21 protein-coding genes and 2 pseudogenes are annotated in these 17,638 nt (G+C 58.1%); 21 read left to right on the forward strand and 2 right to left on the reverse strand.

Annotation, left to right across the window (positions count from 1 at the left end; genetic code table 11):
• Positions 1–283 precede the first annotated feature (283 nt).
• Positions 284–931 carry an SDR family oxidoreductase gene (locus QP977_RS08510; RefSeq protein ID WP_049193219.1) on the reverse strand — a complete coding sequence of 216 codons (648 nt, stop codon included), beginning with the start codon at positions 929–931 and terminating at the stop codon, positions 284–286.
• Between the two features lie 542 nt (positions 932–1,473).
• Between QP977_RS08510 and rpsL the strand changes: the two genes are divergently transcribed.
• The 17 genes from rpsL (at position 1,474) to QP977_RS08595 (ending at position 14,532) form a co-directional block, all read left to right on the forward strand.
• On the forward strand, positions 1,474–1,845 hold the full coding sequence (gene rpsL, locus QP977_RS08515) for a 30S ribosomal protein S12 (protein WP_038627636.1): 372 nt from the start codon (positions 1,474–1,476) through the stop codon (positions 1,843–1,845).
• A 3-nt stretch (positions 1,846–1,848) separates the two neighbouring features.
• Positions 1,849–2,319 carry a 30S ribosomal protein S7 gene (rpsG, locus tag QP977_RS08520; RefSeq protein WP_049193220.1) on the forward strand — a complete coding sequence of 157 codons (471 nt, stop codon included), beginning with the start codon at positions 1,849–1,851 and terminating at the stop codon, positions 2,317–2,319.
• 299 nt (positions 2,320–2,618) lie between these two features.
• Positions 2,619–4,751, forward strand: coding sequence for an elongation factor G (gene fusA, locus QP977_RS08525; protein WP_080985608.1), 2,133 nt, complete (start codon positions 2,619–2,621; stop codon positions 4,749–4,751).
• Between the two features lie 502 nt (positions 4,752–5,253).
• Positions 5,254–6,444, forward strand: coding sequence for an elongation factor Tu (gene tuf, locus QP977_RS08530; RefSeq protein ID WP_016422054.1), 1,191 nt, complete (start codon positions 5,254–5,256; stop codon positions 6,442–6,444).
• Positions 6,445–7,115: 671 nt separating this feature from the next.
• Complete coding sequence (gene rpsJ, locus QP977_RS08535) at positions 7,116–7,421, forward strand: 30S ribosomal protein S10 (RefSeq protein WP_003938093.1); 306 nt, start codon at positions 7,116–7,118, stop codon at positions 7,419–7,421.
• Between the two features lie 31 nt (positions 7,422–7,452).
• On the forward strand, positions 7,453–8,109 hold the full coding sequence (gene rplC, locus QP977_RS08540; protein WP_005509762.1) for a 50S ribosomal protein L3: 657 nt from the start codon (positions 7,453–7,455) through the stop codon (positions 8,107–8,109).
• Positions 8,106–8,753, forward strand: a complete 648-nt coding sequence (gene rplD, locus QP977_RS08545) for a 50S ribosomal protein L4 (RefSeq protein ID WP_016422055.1) — start codon at positions 8,106–8,108, stop codon at positions 8,751–8,753. Before rplC ends, rplD begins: the two co-directional genes overlap by 4 nt.
• Positions 8,753–9,058, forward strand: a complete 306-nt coding sequence (rplW, locus tag QP977_RS08550; protein ID WP_005509869.1) for a 50S ribosomal protein L23 — start codon at positions 8,753–8,755, stop codon at positions 9,056–9,058. Before rplD ends, rplW begins: the two co-directional genes overlap by 1 nt.
• 37 nt (positions 9,059–9,095) lie before the next feature.
• Positions 9,096–9,938 carry a 50S ribosomal protein L2 gene (rplB, locus tag QP977_RS08555; protein WP_016422056.1) on the forward strand — a complete coding sequence of 281 codons (843 nt, stop codon included), beginning with the start codon at positions 9,096–9,098 and terminating at the stop codon, positions 9,936–9,938.
• 14 nt (positions 9,939–9,952) lie between these two features.
• A complete protein-coding gene (gene rpsS / locus QP977_RS08560) occupies positions 9,953–10,231 on the forward strand; it encodes a 30S ribosomal protein S19 (protein ID WP_005509882.1) in 279 nt (92 codons plus the stop codon).
• Positions 10,232–10,234: 3 nt separating this feature from the next.
• A complete protein-coding gene (rplV, locus tag QP977_RS08565; RefSeq protein WP_005509775.1) occupies positions 10,235–10,597 on the forward strand; it encodes a 50S ribosomal protein L22 in 363 nt (120 codons plus the stop codon).
• Complete coding sequence (rpsC, locus tag QP977_RS08570) at positions 10,597–11,337, forward strand: 30S ribosomal protein S3 (RefSeq protein ID WP_016422058.1); 741 nt, start codon at positions 10,597–10,599, stop codon at positions 11,335–11,337. The genes rplV and rpsC overlap by 1 nt, the downstream gene beginning before the upstream one ends.
• Positions 11,338–11,340: 3 nt before the next feature.
• On the forward strand, positions 11,341–11,757 hold the full coding sequence (gene rplP, locus QP977_RS08575; protein ID WP_016422059.1) for a 50S ribosomal protein L16: 417 nt from the start codon (positions 11,341–11,343) through the stop codon (positions 11,755–11,757).
• Positions 11,757–11,993, forward strand: a complete 237-nt coding sequence (gene rpmC / locus QP977_RS08580; RefSeq protein ID WP_005509851.1) for a 50S ribosomal protein L29 — start codon at positions 11,757–11,759, stop codon at positions 11,991–11,993. Before rplP ends, rpmC begins: the two co-directional genes overlap by 1 nt.
• Positions 11,990–12,268: a 30S ribosomal protein S17 gene (gene rpsQ, locus QP977_RS08585; protein WP_042388398.1), complete on the forward strand. Its 279-nt coding sequence runs from the start codon at positions 11,990–11,992 to the stop codon at positions 12,266–12,268. Before rpmC ends, rpsQ begins: the two co-directional genes overlap by 4 nt.
• A 201-nt stretch (positions 12,269–12,469) precedes the next feature.
• Entirely contained in the window at positions 12,470–13,819 is a 1,350-nt protein-coding gene (gene mgtE / locus QP977_RS08590) for a magnesium transporter (RefSeq protein ID WP_069359389.1), read from the forward strand.
• Between the two features lie 53 nt (positions 13,820–13,872).
• Complete coding sequence (locus tag QP977_RS08595) at positions 13,873–14,532, forward strand: class I SAM-dependent methyltransferase (protein ID WP_284847257.1); 660 nt, start codon at positions 13,873–13,875, stop codon at positions 14,530–14,532.
• A 20-nt stretch (positions 14,533–14,552) separates the two neighbouring features.
• Here the strand turns inward: QP977_RS08595 and QP977_RS08600 are convergent, their stop codons facing one another.
• A complete protein-coding gene (locus QP977_RS08600) occupies positions 14,553–15,449 on the reverse strand; it encodes a carbohydrate kinase family protein (RefSeq protein ID WP_070604479.1) in 897 nt (298 codons plus the stop codon).
• Between the two features lie 29 nt (positions 15,450–15,478).
• Here QP977_RS08600 and QP977_RS08605 point away from each other — a divergent pair.
• From QP977_RS08605 to QP977_RS08615, 4 genes and pseudogenes are all read left to right on the forward strand, one after another.
• Positions 15,479–15,862: pseudogene (locus tag QP977_RS08605) on the forward strand (glycoside hydrolase family 32 protein); the annotation flags it as partial.
• Positions 15,846–16,412 (forward strand): annotated as a pseudogene (locus tag QP977_RS08610) (PTS transporter subunit EIIC); the annotation flags it as partial. The pseudogenes QP977_RS08605 and QP977_RS08610, both read left to right, overlap by 17 nt.
• A 23-nt stretch (positions 16,413–16,435) precedes the next feature.
• The gene (locus tag QP977_RS11045; protein WP_141698026.1) at positions 16,436–16,663 is read left to right on the forward strand and encodes a hypothetical protein; all 228 of its coding nucleotides are present in this window, start codon (positions 16,436–16,438) and stop codon (positions 16,661–16,663) included.
• A gap of 161 nt (positions 16,664–16,824) precedes the next feature.
• Positions 16,825–17,607, forward strand: coding sequence for a formate/nitrite transporter family protein (locus tag QP977_RS08615; RefSeq protein WP_070549701.1), 783 nt, complete (start codon positions 16,825–16,827; stop codon positions 17,605–17,607).
• Positions 17,608–17,638 lie beyond the last annotated feature (31 nt).

Here is a 17,638-nt window from a genome sequence, read left to right on the forward strand (position 1 = left end):
CAGCGGCTGGGGGAGCGGGAGAATTCCCTCGGTCACTGTCTGGCAAAGCACCTCGCCTGACAGTTGGGGCTTCGTGCGCTAGCTGTTAGGTGGCAACCGGAAAAATCCTCCGGCACAGTTGTGGCTTACTAGCGGATTGCTAGTTCGTCACGGTCGTGCCGGAGGATTCTTCTTTGTCGAGGCAACCCAACTGGAAAACTCGGCTGGAGACTGAAGAAAGGCGATAGGAACAGAGGCAGGGGCAGGGGAGGGAGGGCTAGGGGCCCGTCCCGGCCTCCCTCCTCTACATCTTGAGAGCCTCTGCAATCGGAGTGTTGCCCTCGTTGAAGTTAATCATGCGACCAACGGTAGCCTCGTTGAACACGGTCTGCGCGATGACATTGGCAACGGTCGCACGAGCGACCTCGCCTGCCTTGTCCGCCGTGGTGTCGATGGAATCCTGGCCCTCGTTGAGCGTGAGCGCACTCGGGCCGAGAATGGTCCATTCCAGGTTTGAAGCGCGCAGCGCTTCGTCGGCTGCAGCCTTGGACTCGGCATAGGCAAAGAAGCTGTGATCCTCTGGAACGCCATGGTCGTGGCCCGCACCAAAGTAAGAGACCATCACGTAGCGCTTAACGCCAGCCTGCTCGGCTGCGGCAATCGAAGTAATAGCTGCGTCGCGGTCGATCGCGTACGTCCGTTCTGGTGAACCTCCACCAGCGCCGGCGGACCAAATCACAGCGTCGTGCCCGCTGAGAAGGTCCGCAAACTGTTCGGTCGAGAGACTGGCGATGTCGTAAACGGCTGGTGTGGCGCCGAGAGCCTCGATATCCGGAACCTGGTCGGGGTTGCGAATAACAGACGTGACCTCGTAGCCATCGTCGATAAGTAGGGGAGTAGCGATTTGGGCCACCTTGCCGTGGCCGCCAATGACAATAACCTTCTTGGACATGTCCCCACCTATACGCTGCCAGTACACTGCTGGCAATGAAGAAGGCATTCGCCTGTGGTGAACATGGCGATTAAGTTTCTCCAGTGCTGATGCAGGACAGTACTATGGGCAAACCGAACGGACGGCCGAATTGGCCGCGTTATCGATTCAAACCGGCATAGTAACGTCTGCGTCTTTTGGGGCGAGGCGCGCCGTGCTGAACACCCAAAAATTTGATCACCAAGCCCACAAGCGCTCAAAGTGCTTGAAATTTTTGTGCCATTACCAGGGTGTTTGGACTAAACCCGCAGCTCGCGTACTGTTATACAACGATCCCAGAAAAGAATTGGGAACTTGAGACATTACCCAGTAGGCCAGCGAGAGCGGCTGACTGGGTTTCGCACGTTCAAAATCCCTCCATTTCTTGCGTTCAACCGATGGGCTCACCACTGGATGAGTAATAACTTTTCTTGTGATGCATTCACACGGAAGGTGGTTACTCCGCTGCGGTTGGCATCGGTCGTGAGAATGTCCAGCGAGGATTGAAAACAGAAAGAGGCTTCATGCCCACTATTCAGCAGCTGGTCCGCAAGGGCCGCCATGACAAGAAGGCTAAGGTTGCAACCGCAGCTCTGAAGGGTTCCCCTCAGCGCCGCGGCGTTTGCACCCGTGTTTACACCACCACCCCGAAGAAGCCGAACTCGGCTCTTCGTAAGGTCGCTCGTGTTCGCCTGACCTCCGGTGTCGAGGTTTCGGCTTACATTCCGGGTGAGGGCCACAACCTGCAGGAGCACTCCATGGTGCTCGTTCGCGGTGGTCGTGTTAAGGACCTCCCGGGTGTCCGCTACAAGATCGTCCGTGGTTCCCTTGACACCCAGGGCGTCAAGGACCGCAAGCAGGCTCGTTCCCGCTACGGCGCAAAGAAGGAGAAGTAAGCCATGCCACGTAAGGGCCCAGTACAGAAGCGTCCTGTCGTCAACGACCCGGTCTACGGCTCCCCTCTGGTGTCGCAGCTGGTCAACAAGGTTCTGATCGACGGTAAGAAGTCGACTGCAGAGCGCATCGTCTACGGTGCACTTGAGATGTGCGAAGAGAAGACCGGTACTGATCCGGTGCTGACTCTGAAGCGCGCAATCGAGAACGTCAAGCCGGCTCTTGAGGTTCGTTCCCGCCGTGTTGGTGGCGCCACCTACCAGGTCCCGGTCGAGGTTCGTCCGGGCCGTGGCACCACGCTGGCACTGCGCTGGCTGCTGATGTTCTCCCGTCAGCGCCGTGAGAACACCATGACCGAGCGTCTCGCTAACGAGATCCTTGATGCATCCAACGGCCTGGGTGCATCCGTCAAGCGTCGTGAGGACACTCACAAGATGGCGGAAGCTAACCGCGCATTCGCTCACTACCGCTGGTAATCGCTTATCGACGGAGGCTGCGAGTGGTCACCGTCGTAAAGCAGCTGCCGGTATGTCAACGGCGCGCGTCGGTCGCGGTCCACAGATCTTTAAGGGTCACTCAATAGGGGCCAGCCCGGCGCTTACACCCGATGTCTTGCGTAGAATTTACGCAATAGGTGTACGTCACGGCGCGACTTCGCGCCAAGACGGTGGCATTATAGATAAAGCAAACCCGACCGACGGCGGATTTGACGGCCAATTGCAATCCCGTGATTGAGTCTCACCGCCAAACCGATTTGAAACGAGTGGGGAATCAAGTGGCTGAAGGTGCACTTCCCGTTAAGAAGGACCTCCACAAGGTCCGCAACATCGGCATCATGGCGCACATCGATGCTGGTAAGACGACTACGACCGAGCGCATCCTGTACTACACGGGTATTAACCGCAAGGTCGGCGAGACTCACGATGGTGCGTCCACAACCGACTGGATGGAGCAGGAGAAGGAGCGCGGTATCACCATTACCTCCGCTGCTGTGACCTGTTTCTGGAACGACAACCAGATCAACATCATCGATACCCCGGGCCACGTCGACTTCACCGTTGAGGTTGAGCGTTCCCTGCGTGTGCTCGACGGTGCCGTCGCAGTCTTCGACGGTAAGGAAGGTGTCGAGCCGCAGTCTGAGCAGGTTTGGCGTCAGGCTCAGAAGTACGATGTCCCGCGTATTTGCTTCGTCAACAAGATGGACAAGCTGGGCGCTGACTTCTACTACACCGTTGGCACCATCGTTGACCGCCTCGGTGCTAAGCCGTTGGTTATGCAGCTGCCGATTGGCGCTGAGGATGACTTCGACGGCGTTGTTGACCTGCTGGAGATGAAGGCCCTCATGTGGCCGGGCAAGGTTGAGATCGGTACTCCTGCGCAGGTCGAGGAGATTCCGGCGGACATGGTCGACAAGGCTAACGAGTACCGTGAGAAGCTCATTGAGACCGTCGCTGAGTCCGACGAGGAGCTCATGGAGAAGTACTTCGGTGGCGAAGAGCTGACCATGGACGAGATCAAGGGTGCCATCCGCAAGATGGTCCTGAACTCTGAGGTCTACCCGGTCTACTGTGGTACCGCCTACAAGAACAAGGGTGTTGAGCCGCTGCTCGACGCTGTCATTGACTTCCTGCCGAATCCGCTGGACATCGGTGAAGTTCACGGCCACCAGATGGGCGACGAGGACGTCGAAATGGTCCGTAAGCCGTCTAAGGATGAGCCGTTCTCCGCTCTCGCATTCAAGATTGCTGCTCACCCGTTCTTCGGCAAGCTGACCTTCGTCCGCGTTTACTCCGGTCGCGTGGAGCCTGGTCAGCAGGTCCTGAACGCCACCAAGGACAAGAAGGAGCGCGTCGGTAAGCTGTTCCAGATGCACGCCAACAAGGAGAACCCTGTTGACGAGGCAGTGGCAGGTAACATCTACGCCTTCATTGGTCTGAAGGACACCACCACCGGTGACACCCTGTGTGCACAGGATGCTCCGATTGTTCTGGAGTCCATGTCCTTCCCGGATCCGGTTATCGACGTTGCTATTGAGCCCAAGTCCAAGGCCGACCAGGAGAAGCTGAGTACCGCTATTCAGCGTCTGGCTGAAGAGGATCCGACCTTCACTGTTCACCTGGATGAGGAAACCGGCCAGACCGTTATCGGCGGTATGGGCGAGCTCCATCTCGACGTCCTGGTTGACCGCATGAAGCGCGAGTTCAAGGTTGAAGCAAACATCGGTAACCCGCAGGTTGCTTACCGCGAGACCATCCGCAAGCCGGTCGAGAAGTTCGAGTACACCCACAAGAAGCAGACCGGTGGTTCGGGTCAGTTCGCCCGCGTCATTATTGCTCTGGAGCCGTACGCTCCGGCTACTGACGAGGTGGAAGAGGGCGAGTCCACCACTTACAAGTTTGTCAACGAGGTCACTGGTGGTCGTGTTCCGAAGGAATACATCCCGTCTGTCGACGCTGGTATTCAGGACGCAATGCAGTACGGTACCCTCGCTGGCTACCCGCTGGTGAACATCAAGGCAACCCTGCTCGATGGTGCTTACCACGAAGTTGACTCCTCTGAAATGGCCTTCAAGATCGCTGGTCAGCAGGCTATGAAGGAAGCTGTTCAGAAGGCTAAGCCGGTCCTGCTCGAGCCGATGATGGCCGTTGAGGTCATTACTCCGGAAGAGTACATGGGCGAAGTTATCGGCGACATCAACTCCCGTCGTGGCCAGGTCAACTCCATGGAAGACCGCACCGGCGTCAAGGCTGTCAAGGCTCTGGTTCCGCTGTCCGAGATGTTCGGCTACGTTGGTGACCTGCGCTCCAAGACCCAGGGTCGCGCTAACTACACCATGATCTTCGACTCCTACGCTGAGGTTCCGTCCTCCGTGGCCGAGGAGATCATTGCAGCTCGTACCGGCGCTTAAATCGCGCCGGCAGGGTGGGGCACTCAATCAGAGCTGACCCCATCCCTGCACGCACTGCAGTGTCGCTCTTTTTAGGGAACGCAGTGCGAGGGTCTGCAGCTTTAGTAGATTCCCTCTAGCTTTGACTGTGCTAAGACATCGTCAGACTGTTGGCGTGTGTTAGCACAGGCAAGCTCTAGGGGGTAGCTGCTCGCAATTCATATCGTTGGGCGATTTTAAATCGCAACTCAAATATCTAGCATTTATGCAGGTAAATGACGATGTGAGTTGCTGGCCGTTACCCACCCTTAACTAGGGGGTTGGTCTGGTTTGGAAAACTCCAGTATCCTGCCCTAGTATCGAGTAACTGGCACAGTGAAAGAATAGTGCTCTTTTGCGCGCGCACGTTCCGAAGTCGTAAGCGAACAGCTTGAAGGCTTCTGATGTTGTGAAGGCGGATTGAGTGACCACAAAATTGTGGCTGCGAGAGTCGTGGCCACCTAGACCTCCAGGAGGACTAAAAGTGGCAAAGGCGAAGTTCGAGCGTACGAAGCCGCACGTCAACATCGGTACCATTGGTCACGTTGACCACGGTAAGACCACCACTACCGCCGCTATCACCAAGGTTCTGGCTGACAAGTTCCCGGACCTGAACGAGTCGTTCGCTTACGATGCCATCGATAAGGCACCGGAAGAGAAGGAACGTGGCATTACCATCAACGTTTCCCACGTTGAGTACCAGACGGAGAAGCGCCACTACGCTCACGTCGATGCCCCGGGCCACGCCGACTACATCAAGAACATGATTACCGGTGCTGCTCAGATGGACGGCGCAATCCTGGTTGTCGCTGCTACTGACGGCCCGATGCCGCAGACTCGCGAGCACGTTCTGCTGGCTCGCCAGGTTGGCGTTCCGTACATCCTCGTTGCGCTGAACAAGTGCGACATGGTCGACGACGAAGAGATCATCGAGCTCGTCGAGATGGAGGTCCGCGAGCTGCTGGCTGAGCAGGACTACGACGAGGAAGCTCCGATCGTCCACATCTCCGCTCTGAAGGCTCTTGAGGGCGAAGAGAAGTGGGTCAACTCCATCGTCGAGCTGATGGAAGCTTGCGACGAGAACATCCCGGATCCGGTTCGCGAGACCGACAAGCCGTTCCTGATGCCGATTGAGGACATCTTCACCATTACCGGTCGCGGCACCGTTGCTACCGGGCGTGTTGAGCGCGGCGTTCTGAACGTTAACGACGAGGTCGAGATTCTGGGCATCAAGGAGAAGTCCCAGAAGACCACCGTTACCGGTATCGAGATGTTCCGCAAGCTGCTGGATTCCGCTGAGGCTGGCGACAACTGTGGTCTGCTGCTCCGCGGTACCAAGCGTGAGGACATCGAGCGCGGTCAGATCGTTGCTAAGCCGGGCGCTTACACCCCGCACACCGAGTTCGAGGGTTCCGTCTACATCCTGTCTAAGGATGAGGGCGGCCGTCACACCCCGTTCTTCGACAACTACCGTCCGCAGTTCTACTTCCGCACCACCGACGTCACCGGCGTCGTTTCCCTGCCGGAAGGTGTCGAGATGGTCATGCCGGGCGACAACGTTGACATGTCTGTCAAGCTGATCCAGCCGGTCGCAATGGACGAGGGCCTGCGCTTCGCTATCCGCGAGGGTGGCCGCACCGTCGGCGCTGGCCGCGTTACCAAGATCGTTAAGTAAGGTTTCTCCCCATAGGGGAAGTGCTTTAACTTAAGTCTTAGAAGAATCCCGACTCCGCGTAAGCGGAAGTCGGGATTTTTTGTATCTGTACATACCCGACACTAGACGGGGTGGGGGCGACGCAATAGCCGTCGTCAAGCCGACTGTGCCGTAATGGGTGTGATGTACGTTGCACTTTGGAATCGTGATTTTACATTCGTAGCCCGGACGTGCTTTAATACGGAGGTTGCTTTAACAAAGGCGTTCGCGCCAATTGTTGTATCAGGCCCAGCTGGGAACCAGTACGAAATTGGACATAGCGCCTATGGTAAGGCGAGCATGACCACGTAGGGAAGTTTCTTCCCGATCGTGCCTCACGGAGAAAAACGGGCGACACGCCCGACCGCGGGGGTCGGAGGTGGCATGGCAAATTAACAGCGGCAGTAGGCAAATGAAGAGCCCCACGAGGGGGACTTGTTTTCCACTGGGATTTGAGTGCAAGGCGTTATTCGTCCGCTCGGGTCATGGCCATAAGTTAATTTGCCATGACGATCGAAGACGAAATCGCTTTGAAGTAATGCACAACCCAGTTTTAATTTCTGGCGCTGGCCATAGTTGCTGACGGCGTCGAGAAACATTGACAGGGTCGACGCCCCTTTAATTGGGGCGCGCCGACCGAGGAGAGGACAAGCGTGGCCGGACAGAAGATCCGCATCAGGCTCAAGGCCTACGACCACGAGGCTATCGACGCTTCTGCGCGAAAGATCGTGGAGACCGTTACCCGTACGGGTGCACGCGTCGTTGGCCCGGTGCCGTTGCCAACCGAAAAGAACGTTTACTGCGTTATCCGTTCGCCGCACAAGTACAAGGACTCGCGCGAGCACTTCGAGATGCGCACTCACAAGCGTCTGATCGACATTCTCGATCCAACGCCGAAGACCGTCGATGCACTTATGCGCATTGACCTTCCGGCAAGTGTCGATGTGAACATTCAGTGATCCTGGACTTTTGGTAGCGGAGACAAGATAAATGAGTGAAAACGAGATCAAGGGCATCCTGGGCACGAAGCTCGGTATGACTCAGATCTTCGACGAGGAGAACCGCGTTGTTCCGGTTACCGTCGTTGAGGCTGGGCCGTGCGTAGTGACTCAGGTGCGCACTAAGGAAACCGACGGCTACGACGCCGTCCAGATTGCATACGGCGAAATTGACCCGCGTAAGGTCAACAAGCCGGAGGCCGGCCACTTCAAGAAGGCCGGTGTGACCCCGCGTCGCCACAGCGTTGAGATTCGCACCCCGGACGCTTCCTCTTACGAGGTCGGCCAGTCCGTTGGTGTCGACATTTTCGGCGAAATTGAGTACGTCGACGTCACTGGTACCTCTAAGGGCCACGGCTTCGCCGGTGGTATGAAGCGCCACGGCTTTGCTGGCCAGGGTGCCGCTCACGGTAACCAGGCTGCTCACCGTCGTGTTGGTGGCATTGGCGCTTGCGCCACGCCAGGACGCGTCTTCAAGGGCAAGCGCATGGCAGGCCGCATGGGTAACGACCGGGTCACGACCCAGAACCTGAAGATCCAGAAGGTTGACGCTGACGCGAACCTGCTGCTCATCAAGGGCGCAGTTCCGGGTGCACGCGGCGGCCTGCTGGTTGTTAAGACTGCCACGAAGGGTGGTGCTCACGCATGACCAACCTCAAGCTAGACGTACACACCGCTGAAGGCGGCGTGAACGGTTCGGTTGAGCTTCCTGCTTCCGTGTTCGACGCGGAGGTGTCCATCGCCCTGATGCACCAGGTTGTTGTCGCGCAGCGTGCAGCAGCTCGCCAGGGCACCCACAAGGTCAAGACCCGCGGTGAGGTTCGCGGCGGTGGCCGCAAGCCGTGGCGCCAGAAGGGTACCGGTCGCGCTCGTCAGGGTTCGATCCGTGCTCCGCACTGGACCGGCGGTGGCGTTGTCCACGGCCCGGTGCCTCGCGATTACAGCCAGCGCACCCCGAAGAAGATGATTGCAGCTGCTCTGCGCGGCGCACTCTCTGACCGTGCTCGCCACGACCGCATCCACGTTGTCGAGGAACTGGTCCCAGGCCAGACCCCGTCCACCAAGGCAGCTCGTACTTTTGTCGAGCGTCTGACTGAGCGCCGCAACGTGCTCGTCGTTCTGCCGCGCGAGGACGTCAACTCGTGGAAGTCGGTTCGTAACCTGCCAGGTGTCCACATCCTGTCTGAGGATCAGCTGAACACCTACGATGTTCTGAAGGCCGATGACGTCATCTTCGCCGTTCAGGCACTCAATGACTTCATCACTCGCACCGCCGGTAAGGAGGAGAAGTAATGGCTACCATCGCAGATCCCCGCGACATCATTGTTGCACCGGTAGTGTCTGAGAAGTCCTACGGACTCATGGAGCAGGGCGTTTACACGTTCCTGGTCCACACCGACGCTAACAAGACCCAGATCAAGATCGCGGTCCAGGAGATTTTCGGTGCCAAGGTCGCTTCCGTCAACACCCTCAACCGTGAGGGCAAGCGCAAGCGTTCCCGCACCGGCTACGGCAAGCGCAAGAACACCAAGCGCGCCTACGTGACTCTCGCGGCCGGCAGCGATCCCATCGACATCTTCGGCGGTTCGGCCGCTTAGCCGCTAGCCGACGAGGAAGTTAAGGAAGAGCAAAAGTATGGCTATTCGTAAGTACAAGCCGACTACGCCGGGTCGCCGCCAGAGCTCCGTCTCCGAGTTCAGCGAGATTACTCGCTCGACTCCTGAGAAGTCTCTGCTGCGCCCGCTGTCGAAGACTGGTGGCCGTAACGTTCACGGTCACATCACCACTCGCCACAAGGGTGGCGGACACAAGCGCCAGTACCGTGTCATCGACTTCCGTCGTAATGACAAGGACGGCATTCCGGCAAAGGTCGCTCACATCGAGTACGACCCGAACCGTACCGCCAACATCGCACTGCTGCACTATGCAGACGGTGAGAAGCGCTACATCATCGCTCCGAAGAACCTGAAGCAGGGTGCCATCGTTGAGTCCGGCGCTAATGCCGACATCAAGGTTGGTAACAACCTGCCGCTGCGCAACATCCCGACCGGTTCCACTATTCACTGCGTGGAGCTCAAGCCAGGCGCTGGTGCACAGCTGGCACGTTCTGCTGGTGCTTCTATTCAGCTTCTCGGTAAGGAAGGCAAGTACGCAGTTCTGCGTATGCCGTCCTCTGAGATCCGTCGCGTCGACGCACGTTGCCGTGCAACCGTCGGTGAGGTCGGAAACCAGGATCAGATCAACATCCGTTGGGGCAAGGCCGGCCGTATGCGCTGGAAGGGCTGGCGCCCGACTGTCCGCGGTGTTGTCATGAACCCGGTCGACCACCCGCACGGTGGTGGTGAGGGTAAGACCTCCGGTGGTCGCCACCCGGTTTCCCCGTGGGGCCAGAAGGAAGGCCGCACCCGTAAGCCGAACCGTCCAAGCGACCAGCTGATCGTTCGTCGCCGTCGTACCAACAAGAATAAGAAGCGCTAAGGAGGGAACTGAGAATGCCACGCAGCCTTAAGAAGGGCCCGTTCGTCGATGAGCACCTCCTCGCGAAGGTCGATGCACAGAACGAGAAGGGCACCAAGCAGGTCATTAAGACCTGGTCTCGCCGCTCCACGATTCTCCCCGATTTCATCGGCCACACCTTCGCCGTTCACGACGGTCGCAAGCACGTGCCGGTGTTCGTGGATGACTCTATGGTCGGCCACAAGCTGGGCGAATTCGCCCCGACCAAGACCTTCAAGGGTCACGTCAAGGATGACAAGAAGGGACGTCGATAAGCCATGAGCAACGACATTACTTCTGCACGCGCAACTGCGCGCTTCGTCCGCGTTACTCCGATGAAGGCACGTCGCGTCCTGGACACCGTTCGCGGTAAGTCCGTCGACGAGGCACTGAACATCCTGGAGTACGCTCCGCAGGGTGCTGCTGATCCGGTCGCCAAGGTTGTTGCGTCTGCAGCTGCAAACGCTGAGAACAACTTCGGCCTGGACCGTCGTACTCTGGTCATCTCCGAGGCTTACGCCAACGAGGGACCGACCATGAAGCGCTTCCGCCCGCGTGCGCAGGGCCGTGCTTTCCACGTCCGCAAGCGCACCAGCCACATCACCGTGGTCGTCGAGAGCCAGAAGGAAGGTGACCGATAGTGGGACAGAAGATCCATCCACACGGTCTTCGCCTCGGTATTTCCAGCGACTGGAAGTCCCGCTGGTACGCCGACAAGCAGTACGCTGACTACCTGGCCGAGGACATCAAGATCCGCGATCTGCTGTCCACCGGTCTTGAGCGCGCCGGCATCTCCGATGTCGTTATCGAGCGCACCCGTGACCGCGTGCGTGTGGACATCCACACGGCACGCCCGGGCATTGTTATCGGCCGTCGTGGCTCCGAGGCTGACCGCATCCGCGGCCAGCTCGAGAAGCTCACCGGCAAGCAGGTTCAGCTGAACATCCTCGAGGTCAAGAACATTGACGCGGATGCGAAGCTGGTCGCTCAGTCCATCGCTGAGCAGCTCGCCAACCGTGTCGCTTTCCGTCGTGCAATGCGCAAGGCTATCCAGTCTGCAATGCGTCAGCCGCACGTCAAGGGCATCAAGGTTGTCTGCTCCGGTCGTCTCGGCGGTGCCGAGATGGGCCGCACCGAGCGCTACCACGAGGGTCGCGTTCCGCTGCACACCCTGCGTGCGGAGATCGACTACGGCACCCACGAGGCTCACACCACCTTCGGCCGCATTGGCGTCAAGGTGTGGATCTACAAGGGTGACGTGATCGGTGGCCGTCGCGAGTCCGAGATCAACGCCGGCAACGACCGCCAGCGTCGCGGCAACGACCGTCCGCGTCGTGGTGGCAAGCGTCGTCAGCGTGCATCTGAGAAGAAGGAGGGCTAATTCATGCTCATCCCGAAGCGCGTTAAGTTCCGTCGCCAGCACCGCCCGACCCGTTCTGGTATGTCCAAGGGCGGCAACAAGGTGACTTTCGGTGACTACGGTCTCCAGGCTCTCGAGCCGGCCTACATCACCAACCGTCAGATTGAGGCAGCGCGTATTGCTATCAACCGCCACGTCAAGCGTGGTGGTAAGGTCTGGATCCAGATTTTCCCGGACCGTCCGCTGACCCAGAAGCCACTGGGTGTTCGTATGGGTTCCGGTAAGGGCCCGGTCGAGAAGTGGGTAGCAAACGTCAAGCCGGGTCGCATCATGTTCGAGATGTCCTACCCGGACGAGGCAACTGCTGTCGAGGCACTGAAGCGCGCAGGCGCTAAGCTGCCGATTAAGACCCGAATCGTTCGGAAGGAGGATCAGTACTGATGTCGAACGGCATTCCCGCCCACGAGCTTCGCTCGCTGGATAACGATGACCTGGTTGCCAAGCTCAAGGAGTCTAAGGAGGAGCTGTTCAACCTCCGTTTCCAGAGCGCTACCGGTCAGCTGACCAACAACCGCCGTCTCCGCACTGTCCGCAAGGATATTGCTCGCATTTACACCGTTATGCGTGAGCGCGAGCTCGGCCTGTCTGCTGCACCAACCGATGGTGATGCAGCATGAGTGAGGAAAACATGAACACCACCGAGGCTGGCGCACGCAAGGTGCGCACCGGTTACGTCGTGTCCGACAAGATGCAGAAGACCATCGTCGTCGAGCTCGAGGACCGCAAGCAGCACGCCCTGTACGGCAAGATCATGCGCACGAACTCTAAGGTCAAGGCGCATGACGAGAACGAAGAGGCTGGCGTGGGCGACCGCGTCCGCATCGAAGAGTGCCGTCCGCTCTCCAAGGACAAGCACTACCGCCTGATCGAGATCATCGAGAAGGCTAAGTAAGACCCGTCAGCTGAGCAATCAGCTTGGGCTTTACGACGAGAACCCCGCCGCGGGAAACACGAAAGTGTTTTCTGTGGCGGGGTTTTGTTTTTTTAGAAAGCCATGTTCCTTCGTATTTCTAGTCCTCTCAGTCCAGGTTTGATGGGTTTTTATCTCTGATAGCATTGGCCAGGATTTGTGCTTTGTGAGGGGAGAAGTTCGGTGACTACTGACGTGACCAGGATTGATGATCGAGATCTCGAGTCCGCGCTTCGCTCACATGACGTGGCTACGCTGTCGCGGCTCTTAACTGATATTGAGCCCAAGGCTGCCGCTCGAAAGATGCGCCGCCTCAGCCATGGGGAACGTGCGCTGTTCTACCGCACACTGCCGAAAGACACGGCGGTTGAAACCTTCGATGAGCTGAACTCGGCTCTGCAGGCGCACCTGATTGACAGTCTCCGTGATCCTGAAGTCACCGCAGTTTTCGCGGAGATGGAACCGGACGATCGAGCAGAGCTGCTCGACGAGCTTCCTGCGTCTGTCGCTGCAAAACTGCTTGCCGATCTGCCGGATGACGAGCGAGAGCTAACCAACATCGTCCTCGGTTACCCCGATGGTTCCATTGGGCGTCGGATGAGCCCGGAGCTGGTGTCGCTTCACGACGATATGACGGTGGGGGAGGCTCTGGAGACCGTCTACAAGCATCTGGATGATGCCGAATCCATCTACACGCTGCCGGTGTCGAACCGGAACCGTCGGCTGGTGGGCGTGGTTAGCCTTCGTGAACTGATGCGCGCCAGCAGTGATATCCATGTTGCGGCGATTTTGCGGAAGGCCGATTACGCAGAGGCGACCGAATCCGAAGAGAAGGTAGCCCGCATGTGCGCTGATCGTAAGCGCCTAGCTCTGCCGATTGTCGACAGCGAGCAGCGTGTTATCGGTCTGCTCACGGTCGACGACGCCCTCCGGATTCTGGAAGAGGCAGACTCCGAGGACCAAGCTCGTATTTCCGGTTCTGAGCCTCTGCGCTTGCCCTATCTCGCGACGCCCATTTTCGAGATTGTTCGCTCTCGTGTGGTGTGGCTGCTCGTGCTTGCTATCGGTGCAACATTGACCGTGCAAGTCCTGGAAACTTTCGAAGAGACTCTTTCTCAGATGGTGGTTCTCTCGGTATTTGTGCCGCTGCTGATCGGTACAGGTGGCAATACCGGTAACCAGGCAGCAACCACGATTACGCGTGCGTTGGCGCTGGGGGATGTCCAACCCCGCGATATATTCAAAGTCATTCTCCGCGAGGTGAGAGTCGGTGCCTTCCTCGGTTTATTGCTTGGTACTCTCGGCCTGCTATTGGCTGGCTTGGTTTACGGCTGGGACATCGGCCTAGTGATTGGTCTGACGCTGCTGGGTATTTGTACTCTCGCGGCAACTGTCGGCGGCATTATGCCGCTGATTGGTAAGAAGTTCGGTATTGACCCGGCGGTCTTCGCTAACCCGTTCATTACCACGCTTGTTGATGCCTCCGGCCTGATCATCTACTTCCTGATTGCTAAGTCGGTTTTGGGAATCTAGTCCCGTCGCGCAGGGGACGTCGGCGGTATAGAAAAGAGACCAACCGCGCCATAATGGTGGCCATGAACAATGGCAACCATAATCACCGCACTTGGAAAGAAATTATCGCCGCCGATCCGCAGCATTCCCGCCGCTACGCCAACCGCTGGCGGGGATTCGTGCGCGAGGGCCGCGATATTGACGGCGAGGCGCGGTTGGTGGATGCAATGGCGCCACGCCACGCTCGAATCCTGGATGCCGGCTGTGGGCAGGGGCGCGTCGGCGGTTACCTGGCGAAGGCTAGTCATCGAGTCGTCGGTGTCGACGTCGACCCCTATCTCATCGACGAGGCAAAGCGACAGTTCCCGGATGCGACGTGGTTGGTAGGGGACTTGGCGCAATTGCCGCATGTGCTTGACGACGGGCTGGAGAACACACCCCACGATGACACGGCATCCGCCTTCGACGTCATCATTTGCCCCGGCAATGTGCTCACTTTCGTAGCGCCAGAAGACCGCGCGAAGGTACTGCAGGGCTTCGCGGAGGTGCTGAATCCGGAGAGCGGTCGTGCCATTATCGGCTTCGGCGCTGGCCGTGGTTGGGACTTTGCCGATTTTGAAACCACTGCGCAGGAGGCTGGGCTCACCGTGATTCAGCGTTATTCCACGTGGGATCTTCGTCCCTTTGACAAAGAGTCTCAGTTCCTGGTTGCAGTGCTTGAGCGAGCTAAATAGAGCGGGCTAAGCAGCGCGGACTAGGAATCTTTAGCCAGGAGTTCTTCGACTTCGGTTTTCGTCGGCGGCTGCGCTCCCTTGCGGGACACAGTGATGGCAGCCGCGGCGGCCGCATAGTGCAGAATCTCGCGCCACTGATCTGGTGATACGGAAGTCAGGTCAGCTGCCGTCAGACCTCGTTCCTCAATTTGCGCCAAAAGTGCGCCCATAATTGTGTCCCCAGCACCGATGGTGTCAACGACATTCGCGTTGACGGCTGGGACATCGATGCGGTTTCCGTCGGCAAGCAAAGTGAGCCCATCGCCACCTCGGGTGATGACGGCGGCCGGAACTTTAGTCAGCGCCTCTTCGCCAAGGAACTCGACTTCCTCGTCCGAGAGCTTCAACAAATTGACGTAGGGGAGCAAGCTCATGAGGAATTCGCGGTGTGCATCCGTTGCGTAAATGGGGCGAATATTTGGATCCAAAGCGACCAGGGTGCCATTGGCCGCGAACTGTTTGAGCAATTCCGCGTACCGGCTGGCACCTGGTTCTAGCGCCAGTGACAGGGTGCCGAAGCATGCGATATTCGCATCGATGTGCTTCGGCTCCACCAACGGGGTGGCCGTGCCGTCGGTGTAAAAGGTGTACGTTGCAGAGCGATCGTCGTGGATGGTGGTTACCGCCAGAATGGTCGGCTCTGGGCCACGCTGAACGTAAGAGGTGTCGACCCCTTCGTTTTCCAAGTGCTTGACCAGCTCATTTCCGAAACCATCTGTGGACAGGCGGGACTGGAAAATAACATCCGCACCGAGGCGAGAGGCCGTAACCGCGACGTTGTAGGGGCCTCCGCCTAGCGCCGGCACGTGGTTATTGAGGCTGCCAGGAGATACCGGAACGAGGTCAACCAGACCTTCGCCGCAAACACAAATAGCCATGACTTCAATAATATCGGGGGGGGAGGGGTATGACCTATCGGTCGAATTACCATCTGTCACCGCCACAGGGCCGACTGAATGACCCGAATGGCCTTTTCGTGGACGGCGAGACACTGCATGTGTTCTACCAGCATGATCCATGCTTTCCACATGCGCCGAAGAGAACTGGGTGGGGACATGCGTCCGCGTCGCTCACGACAGCCGAGCGGTGGCGTCATCACCCCGATGCGCTGTATCCAGGCATGCCCTATGACAAGCATGGTTGTTATTCGGGCAGCGCGGTTGTTGATGGCGATGATGTGTGGCTCTTCTATACCGGCAATCTGAAGGCAGACGGTCGCCGCATTCCGTCGCAGAATCGGGTGCGCGCGCTTGACGCCTCCGCCCCAGAGGGTGGGATTCATCTTGCCGATTCTGGTTATCTCATGGATTCTCGCAACGATTGAGAAGTTCTTCCATAAGCGTCTCAAGGGCACTGTCGACTTCATGCTGACACCACTGTTGACGTTGCTCATCACTGGTTTCATCACCTTTGCCGCCATTGGTCCAGTACTGCGCACTGCAGGTGAATGGCTGGGTATTGGTCTTGCAAATCTGTACGAATTCGCGGGACCTGTGGGTGGCTTCTTGTTCGGCTTGGTCTACTCGCCAATTGTCATCACTGGTCTGCACCAGTCCTTCTCACCAATCGAGTACATGCTGTGGGACCAGGGCGGCTCGTTCATTTTCGCGACGGCATCGATGGCCAATATTGTCCAAGGTGGTGCCGCGCTGGCAGTGTACTTCCTGGCCAAGAGTGAGAAGCTTAAAGGTCTGGCTGGCGCCTCCGGTATGTCGGCGCTATTCGGTATTACCGAGCCGGCCATCTTCGGTGTGAACCTACGTTTGCGCTGGCCGTTTTACATCGGCATGGGTGCTTCGGCCATTGCCTCGACGATGATTGCCATCTTCGATGTTAAGGCGACGAAGTTCAGCAGGGTGATACTTTGGCTGAGTTCGATATCGACGCAATCAAGGCTGCTGGATACCCGGTAACTACGCCTGTCGTTATTTCCAACTCGAAGAAGACCGGCCCTGTGCTGCCGGCTGAAGGCTTCCGCGATGGCCAGCCAATTTCGTTTGGGGCACCGCTTTTGACGGTCGACCCAAAGATTAAGGACGAGCCGAAGTCAGAAACTGCTGCTGCACCTGCTGGTACCGGAGAAAAGAAGTAAATCTGCCTCTCTTCGACGGTGAATCGCAGTTCCTGGTTGCAGCGCCTAAGGGGGGTAGGGCGCTGTGACCGTCGTAAAGCGGTTGCGATTCCGCGTCAGCCTGTCGTTATTCTTTTATGCGAATAACTGCAATTAACGGCACGCAGGGAAAGGCTTCGGCGGTGACGCTATACGAAACGCTGGATACGGCTGGCGACAAGAAACAGGAACTGTTGACGCAGGACTACGGACGATTTGCCGTGCGAGCGGTCCTGGCGGGTATGTACCTGACGCTCGGGACGGCCTTTGCAGCGGTCGCTGGACAAGTGGCAGAGGGCGTCGCGCCGGGGACTGGGGGACTGGTCTTTGCGTGCCTATTCGGGCTTGGGCTGTTCGCCATTGTGGTGCTCGGTGCAGAGCTGGCGACCGGCAGCATGATGTTTGTGTCCTGGTCCGCCGCACGCGGACGCATGGCGTGGGGAGTGGCCTTTCGAATGGTGGCCGTCGCTACGTTCTACAACTTCATCGGTGCGGCGATTGTGGCGCTGGTGCTCAGCCAGAGCGCCAAGCTCGGTGGGATTGATGACACACATCTGATTTCCACCTTGACTGAGGGGAAGCTGGCCAAGCCGTTCTTCGGCGCTTTCGTAGAGGCCATGGGTGCGAACTTCGTGGTCAATATGGCTGTCCTAGGTGCACTTCAAGCCAAAGAAATCATTTCGAAGTTCGTTGTGATTCTGCCGATCATTGCAGTGTTCGTCGGGCTCGGACTCGAGCACGTGATTGCGAACTTCTCGTTGTTTTCCTTGGCCTTTTTCGCTGATCCGCATCCTGCAGGCTTCGATGGTCTGCACATTACTGTTAACTGGGTGGCCGTGTGGCTGGGCAACTTCGTAGGTGGTGGCCTGGGAATCGGCGCGGTCTACGCCTGGTTGAACCAGACGAAGACCAGCTATGTTGACTAGTTTTTGAGCTTCGCCGGAGTCTTAGAGTGCC

It is taken from the genome of Corynebacterium sp. MSK012, assembly GCF_030232435.1.
GTDB lineage: Bacteria > Actinomycetota > Actinomycetes > Mycobacteriales > Mycobacteriaceae > Corynebacterium > Corynebacterium jeikeium_D.